Origin of the sequence: Pseudoalteromonas sp. Ps84H-4, assembly GCF_024124645.1 — a bacterium.
Lineage (GTDB): Bacteria > Pseudomonadota > Gammaproteobacteria > Enterobacterales > Alteromonadaceae > Pseudoalteromonas > Pseudoalteromonas lipolytica_C.
Genome location: NZ_JAMXSK010000054.1, coordinates 1 through 7,582, shown reverse-complemented (window position 1 = coordinate 7,582; position 7,582 = coordinate 1). Strand labels below are relative to the sequence as shown.

Annotated in this window: 4 protein-coding genes and 3 pseudogenes; 4 read left to right on the top strand and 3 right to left on the bottom strand. The window is 45.4% G+C overall.

The window, feature by feature from the left end; genetic code table 11:
* Positions 1 to 180: pseudogene (locus NH454_RS21900) on the top strand (IS91 family transposase); the annotation flags it as partial.
* 644 nt (positions 181 to 824) lie between these two features.
* Here the strand turns inward: NH454_RS21900 and NH454_RS21895 are convergent.
* Positions 825 to 2,456 carry a choline dehydrogenase gene (locus NH454_RS21895; RefSeq protein WP_235374310.1) on the bottom strand — a complete coding sequence of 544 codons (1,632 nt, stop codon included), beginning with the start codon at positions 2,454 to 2,456 and terminating at the stop codon, positions 825 to 827.
* Between the two features lie 131 nt (positions 2,457 to 2,587).
* Entirely contained in the window at positions 2,588 to 4,030 is a 1,443-nt protein-coding gene (locus NH454_RS21890) for a coniferyl aldehyde dehydrogenase (RefSeq protein ID WP_076923034.1), read from the bottom strand.
* 249 nt (positions 4,031 to 4,279) lie between these two features.
* On the opposite strand from NH454_RS21890, the gene NH454_RS21885 reads away from it, so the two are divergent.
* The 3 genes and pseudogenes from NH454_RS21885 to NH454_RS21875 form a co-directional block, all read left to right on the top strand.
* Positions 4,280 to 4,936: a TetR/AcrR family transcriptional regulator gene (locus NH454_RS21885; protein ID WP_235374309.1), complete on the top strand. Its 657-nt coding sequence runs from the start codon at positions 4,280 to 4,282 to the stop codon at positions 4,934 to 4,936.
* A 161-nt stretch (positions 4,937 to 5,097) separates the two neighbouring features.
* The gene (locus tag NH454_RS21880) at positions 5,098 to 5,448 is read left to right on the top strand and encodes a S1/P1 nuclease (protein ID WP_268841538.1); all 351 of its coding nucleotides are present in this window, start codon (positions 5,098 to 5,100) and stop codon (positions 5,446 to 5,448) included.
* Between the two features lie 137 nt (positions 5,449 to 5,585).
* A pseudogene (locus NH454_RS21875) lies at positions 5,586 to 6,977 on the top strand (transposase); the annotation flags it as partial.
* Positions 6,978 to 6,985: 8 nt separating this feature from the next.
* Here the strand turns inward: NH454_RS21875 and NH454_RS21870 are convergent.
* Positions 6,986 to 7,582: pseudogene (locus tag NH454_RS21870) on the bottom strand (IS1595-like element ISAma5 family transposase); the annotation flags it as partial.

The following is a 7,582-nucleotide window of genomic DNA, read 5'->3' as shown; positions in this document are numbered from 1 at the left end:
AATGTAAGCATCATCGCTTGTATTATAGATATACACGTTATTCAGAAAATACTGGCACATATAGATAAAAAGCACCCAACTTCTAAACAAACAAAGCTATTGCCACATTTGCGTGCACCACCTGATGAACAATACACAAACGATTTCACTATTCAACGTGACTTCAATTTTGGGGCGTAGGCTCCATTTACTGCTGCAAGAGTAAAGAAAAACGCTAGTAAATGGTGGGGCTATTCGCGCTTCACCCCCCATTTCCTGCACCAAAGGCCTATCGTCGCAAGACATTGCAAACTAACACGCCTTAAAATACTCCCACAATTCGATAATTCAACAAACCAATCTAGTCAAAAAGACAACTGTCATAGGGGGTAGAAAATAGCTTTAATCCGTCTTATACTCGTTCGGCTAAGCGTTCACGTTCATTAAAGCGCACGCCAGTACAGCCGCTTATACATGCCAATGTGAAAATGAGTAGTATGCAGTGCTTCATTATAATACCTGCGTATCACTGTATTTGTGGTCATTCACTGTTTTTAAGGTAGCGCATTGTTTTTAGGGTAACGCATTGTTTTCAAGATAACAGGGTCTTGATAGTAACAGGAAATAGCGAAAGGTTTGTTACAGGTTGTCGTGAGGTGCCAGTAGTGGGTTTATGCTGGTGTTTTACAGTGGGGGAGAGGTATGACAGGTAAACGGTCGGGCTGAAAGTAATTTCGGTGCCTATCGCCGTTGAGGTAATTCGAAGTTTGATCTAAGTTTGTCGTTAAAAAAGGTAGCGGCCTAAATAGGCCGCTACGCCGTACTATATGTCATACGTTGGGTAATCAGCCCAAGATCATATCAGAGGCTTTTTCGGCAATCATAATGGTCGGCGCTGTCGTGTTACCACCTACCAAGGTTGGCATGATAGAGGAGTCGACCACTCGCAACCCTTCCATACCATGTACTTTGAGTGTGTCATCCACTACCGCCATGTCGTCGTGTCCCATTTTACAGGTGCCAACAGGGTGATAAATGTTGTCTGCTTTTTGACGAATAAATTCGCGAATTTCTTCATCACTTTGCACGTGGTTACCCGGAAATATTTCATCGCCGCGCCATGAATCGAATGCTTTTTGCGCAAAGATGTTACGCACGGCTTTAACACCTCGCACCATGCCTTCAAAGTCATCAGGGTGATCCAATAAATTAGGATCAATCAGTGGGTGACTGTTTGGGTTAGCATCTTTTAGTTTAAGAGTGCCTCGGCTTTTTGGGCGCAACACACAAGCGTGACCCGAATAACCGTAGCCAAAGGTAAAGGATAAATTCAGACCGTGGTTATCTAAGCGCACGCTACTCATATGGAATTGAATGTCAGGAATTTCTTCCTCAGGACGTGACTTAATAAAACCGCCTGACTCTGCAACGTTTGATGTCAGGAGGTCGGTTCTTTTGAAAATATAATTGTATAAAGCGACGGGCCCTTTCAGGAACAACACTCCAGGTGTGATGGCAATCGTGTCTGAACGCTTACTTTTTTGAACCACCAAGATGTCCGGATGGTCTTGTAAGTTTTCGCCGACGCCAGGTAATTCATGTACGAGAGGGATACCGTGCTTTTCAAGTTCGTCTTTGGGGCCAACGCCGGACAGTTTCAGCAGCTTCGGTGAGTTAATGGCACCACCGGATAAAATAATCTCGGCACCTTCTAGCGTTACTTTTTTGCGTTTTTGTAGAATTTCAACGCCGGTCGCTCGCTTACCGTCAAACAGAACTTTGTTGACGGTGACGCCAGTCATTACGGTGAGATTTGGACGACTCATTACCGGGTGAAGGTAGCCACGTGCAGCGCCAAAGCGTTCGCCATTTTTCTGGAACACTTTGAATAAACTGACACCTTCAGGTTTATCTGTATTTAGATCGTCAGTCGCTGGATAGCCTGCTTCAACACCGGCATCGACAAAGGCTTTACTGACTTCTAAAGGCGATTGTAAATCAGCGATGTTGATTGGGCCGCCGACGCCATGAAATTCATTTGCGCCCGGTTCGTAGTGTTCGCTGCGTTTAAAAATTGGCAGTACGTCGTCGTAGCCCCAACCTTTGTTGCCTAAGGATTCCCAGTGATCGAAGTCCCACTTATGCCCGCGCGTGTAGCACATTGCATTCACCGCGGAAGAGCCACCTAAGGTTCGGCCGCGAGGGATAAACACTTTGCGGTTATTGAGTGCTTTTTGCGGTTCTGTCCAGTAACGCCAGTTGCGAGTGAGCGAGCGCATCATGAAAATGATACCAGCGGGTACTTTAATAAAAATACTGTTGTCGGCTGGGCCTGCTTCGATAAGGCACACTTTATTGTTGGGGTCTTCTGAGAGGCGATTGGCTAATACACAACCAGCTGCTCCCGCGCCAACGATAATGTAATCAAATTTCATCTGTTTGTTGTCCTCAAGGATGAAAGATTCACCAAGAATCATGTCTACGGCATTTCATGTCTTTAAAATGCCTTATAAATGTTAAACCGATAGCACTTAGAGTTTCTGTGGTGTGCCTTTGTATTTGGCCGTCCGCGCTTTTAAATTTACGGCAAGTACACTCATTATCGCATTTAACGGATAAAAAATTTGTAAATCAATTTTTGTATGCCGGTGCCATAGGGTGGATAAATAAAACGTCCACTATTGAAGCGGCCTTTCCGATGCACACCTTTGGCTTTGGATAACGATACAAAGCCTTCTTTACCATGGTAGTGGCCCATACCAGACGGGCCAACGCCACCAAATGGCATATCGTCTTGAGCAATGTGCATGAGAGTATCATTGACTGATACGCCGCCTGCATGGGTTTGTTCAAGCACTTGTTGCTCTAGATCACGATTATAACTGAATAAATACAATGCGAGGGGGCGCTCGCGGTCATTAATGTACTTAAGCGCGGCGTCGAATGACTCATATGGCACGATCGGCAAAATGGGACCAAATAGCTCTTCCTGCATTATGGTCATGTTGTCGGTTCCGTTCTCGACAATATGCAGCGGCATTTTGCGCGTTCCGGAGAAGTTTTCGTCCGCCGGGTTAATTTGAGTAATGCTTGCGCCCTTATCTTCTGCATCTTTGAGCCAAGTAACGAGCCGTTCATATTGGCGGTCATTTATGATGGCGGTGTAATTATCGTTGTCACGAAGTGTTGGGTACAAGCGTGCAAAGGTTTGATTGTACTTGGCAATAAACTCTTTCTCTTTGCCTTTTGGGAGCAAAATATAATCGGGTGCTATGCAGGTTTGCCCGGCGTTGACAGCTTTACCAAAGCAGATGCGCTCAACCGCGTCATCCATATTGGCACCTGGGGCAATAATCGCGGGAGATTTTCCGCCGAGCTCTAGCGTCACCGGGGTTAGGTTTTTCGCGGCGGCAGCCATGACGTGCTTACCCACAGCGGTGGAGCCAGTAAATATTAAATGATCCCAAGGGGTTTCAGAAAAGACGGTGGAGACTTCAACTTCGCCTTCAATTACGGCGACATGCTCTTCGTCAAAAACTTCGGCCAGCAGATCTTTGATTACCGCGTTGGCGGCTGGGGTAAATTCCGACATCTTGATCATGGCTCGGTTGCCCGAGGCAATCGCGGTGGCGAGCGGTACGATGGCCAGTTGGATTGGGTAATTCCAAGGCACCATAATGCCGACAACGCCGAGTGGTTGGTAAACCACTTGGTTAAATGACGGAGCAAATAATGCACTTACATGACGGCGTGACGGACGCATCCATTTACGCACGTTTTTGATCATGTAATTTAGTGATTGTACCGTGATCATGATTTCAGCGATCAGGGTTTCATCTTTGGCGCGGCAGCTAAAATCTTCATTGACTGCACTAGCAATGGAGTCTTGGTGTCGTATAACCGCTGCTTTTAGCTTGTTTAGTTGTTCAATACGGGCCTTAGCCGTTGGCATAGGGGTGTGCCTAAAAGCCGCTTTCTGCTTCGCGAATAAGGATTGAAGGCGTTCAATCTCCTGCGCTGGTGAATGCAGTTGTGTCACTGTGGCAACCATATTGAGCTCCTGTTGTCTGGCCTGTGTTCTGGTTAGTTTGGTGCTAGCCGGGTGTTGTAGGACAATCGTATTTGCATTATTAGATTTATTACTCTAAAACGTCAATAGGTGATGCCTAGAAAGACCGTAAAAGCATTGGATTTGACGTAAAATGCGGCACGTTAGCGTACTATGTGTATGGTTTTGTTGGTTGTGAAGTAGGTTATATCGCAAACATGCCGTCTGAATTATCTTGGAGTTATTCGTCGTATGGGCACGAGAGATCGAATAATTGAAGCCAGTTTGGTCCTCTTTAATGACCAAGGAGAGCGCAATGTCACTACTAATCACATCGCCGCACACTTGGGAATTTCGCCGGGTAATCTGTATTACCACTTCAAAAATAAGCAGGCGATTATTTTTGAGCTGTTTACTCACTACGAAAATCGAGTAATGACAGTACTTCAGCTGCCTGAAGAGCGCGGGATTTCTACGTCCGATAAGCTGAGGTACTTAATGGAGACGTTTAAGGGACTGTGGGAATACCGATTTATGCACAGAGACATGGAATCATTGCTCAGTGCAGACCCATCATTGCACCGTCGTTATCGAGACTTCTTTCAACATTGCTTGGCACAGATCTATCGTATTTTGCTTGCACTTAATGAGGCCGGAGTACTTCGTATCAGTCAGGAAGAGGCTGAAGATCTAGCGCTTAATATTTGGATTGTTGTGACATCTTGGTTTTCTTTTTTGCATTGCAACTTAATGGCCGGTGATACTCAGGATATTTCCCAAGAAATGCTGCTAAGTGGTATTTATCAGGTTTTCTCATTGGAGCGCCCCTACATTACCAAGGAGCATAAGGACGAAGTGCTTGCGGCACAGCGTGAATTTTTAACTCGTCCAGCGTGGCTTAAAATCTGACTGGCGTTGTTAAGCGCCGAGCGTTAAAAATGGCAGGTCAATATTCTGTGATTTATCACGTTGATGGCTTCACAAGACTTGGTGTCTGTATCAGAATGAGATCCACTTATAATAATGATTAGGTGGTTCTAGTGTCTCGCCTCGCTTTCCTTTTGGTGTTGATGGTCAGTTGGCCAGTGCATGCCTTTAATTATTCTACGCATGCGAAAATTTGCGATCTGGCTTACCAGCAAGTGAGTGACCCTGTGCGTTTTAGTATTGATGCGTTGGTGGCGAAAGCAACACCTAGGTACGGTGCTAAAGCGAAAACCTTCCCCCAGTTATGTGGCTGGCCAGATACCGTGCGCAAACAGGCTAAATATAAGCATACTGGGACATGGCATTATGTAAATGTTGCACGCTCCGCTACCGCAGTGTCCGCAGAGGCTTGTCCAAGTGATGGTTGTGTTCTGTCTGCCATCAGAGTGATGTTCCAGCGTCTGCATGATTCGCTTCTGGGCACTGAGAAGTGAGTGAAAATTCGACATTTAATGAGTTGTTTGCGGTTTTAGTTGACTGACAAAAAACATCCAAACCGGACATTCAACCAGTCGTAAGTTAGGTCTTTTTTTGCCACACTTGTCGGTACACAATTCAGGGATGAAGGAGTGTGTTGGCATTACAACAAAGTGAAACATACAAGCGCCATCGACCAGAAACAACGCTACTCTATCAATTGGTTGAACGTTACTACCCAGACTTTACCGCAAACCTAGCCGACCAAGGCAAGTATTTACCCAATTATGTTGAGCGTGAGTTTGATGATTTCTTGCGTTGTGGACGACTAGAGCACGGCTTTTTACGCGTGGTGTGTAATGACTGCAAGCATGAAAAGTTAGTCGCTTTTAGCTGTAAACGCAGAGGTTTCTGTCCTAGCTGCGGAGCCAGAAGAATGGCAGAAAGTGCAGCGCTACTTGTAGATGACGTATTACTTGGTTATCCAATTCGTCAGTGGGTCTTAAGCTTACCTATTCCACTTCGATTACTGCTAGCAAGAAACCCAAGTGAATTGAGCAAAGTGATGCAAATCATTCACCGCGCCATTTCCACGCACATTGTGAACAAGGCCGGCTTTACCAACAAACAATCGAAAACTGGGGCTGTTACCCTTATTCAGCGATTTGGTAGCGCCCTCAATCTAAACATCCATTTCCACATGTTGTTCTTAGAAGGTGCAATAAGTGAAAATCCATGGGGTGGTACGACTTTTACCCGCATCAAAGCGCCGTCCCATAGCGACATGGTGGAGCTAGTTCACACCATTAGCTATCGAATTGCCAACTATTTGGAGAAAGTGGGGTTAGTGGAGCGCGACATAGAAAACAGTTTTCTTAACTTACCTATTGATGATGAAGATAGTCTATTGCAGTTGCAAGGGGCCTCCGTCAGCTATCGGATTGCCATGGGACCACAACAAGGTCAAAAGGTGTTTACACTACAGACACTCCCTGCCAGCAATGAAGGCGAATATGGTCAGTTAGCCAATACCTCAGGTTTTTCCTTACACGCAGGGGTCTTCGCTAATGCCGATGAGCCAGAGAAGTTAGAAAGACTATGTCGCTACATCAGCCGCCCAGCGATTAGTGAACAGCGTTTAAGTATGACTGACCATGGAAAAGTGCGCTATGAATTAAAAACACCCTATCGAGACGGCACAACACATGTATTCTTTGAACCGCTCGACTTTATTGGCAAACTAGTGGCCCTCATTCCACCGCCAAGACTAAATCTCACCCGATTTTATGGGGTATTTGCTCCCAACAGCAATCTAAGAGCACAAATTACTGCGTCACAGAGAGGCAAAAACAGCCCGAAAATTGTCAATCAAAAAGATGGGCAATCAGATAAACCTTACCATGCAAGGGCTATGTCATGGGCACAGCGGTTAAAGCGGGTATTCAATATAGACATTACCGAATGCGAAAAATGCGAGAACCACAATGTAAGCATCATCGCTTGTATTATAGATATACACGTTATTCAGAAAATACTGGCACATATAGATAAAGGCTATGTTCTGATTAACTGTTGTTGAATCGAAAAGAGCCTGTTTCCGTTAAGGTTTTCTGGGTTATCCATAAACCTGAACCAACCAAGGTAATGTTCTAGGTATTTTGTGGCTACTCCGTGAAACCGTTTTATCCACGCTTTCAGACGACTGTGATAGGCGTTAACATTTTGAATATGAAAGACTTTATCTATCACCTTAACACCTCCCGCCACGTCTAAGCGCTTGTGTATTAAATCATTTTTCTCAGAAAGAGCTATGTAGGGCTTATATCCATCACTACATAACACACTGTCTTTCTCTAATTTTCCTGCTAGCTCCTTATGCAGAGTTGCCGATGTAACACTTGGCACAACGGCCTCATACGTATTCTTGGCTCTGTCTCTGACCGTTAAAACGGGCACCCAGTCATCTTTTGAACGCCCTCGTTTTTTCGCTTTCATCCCTCTTTTGCGGGGCTGACGAGTCATCCGTTTTGAGCCTTTCTCTGAGTAGGGAAAAAGTGTTTCGTCAGCCTCGATAATACCTTCTAGTTTGCTCGCCTTCAGTGCTGATGGTAGCGCTAGGAATCGATGCCGCCACCTGAACGATGTTTCAAG

Coding starts and splice junctions, on each gene's coding strand:
- NH454_RS21895 (WP_235374310.1), bottom strand. CDS start 2,456: ATGATTCTTGGTGAATCTTTCATCCTTGAGGACAACAAACAGATGAAA.
- NH454_RS21890 (WP_076923034.1), bottom strand. CDS start 4,030: ATGGTTGCCACAGTGACACAACTGCATTCACCAGCGCAGGAGATTGAA.
- NH454_RS21885 (WP_235374309.1), top strand. CDS start 4,280: ATGGGCACGAGAGATCGAATAATTGAAGCCAGTTTGGTCCTCTTTAAT.
- NH454_RS21880 (WP_268841538.1), top strand. CDS start 5,098: ATGGTCAGTTGGCCAGTGCATGCCTTTAATTATTCTACGCATGCGAAA.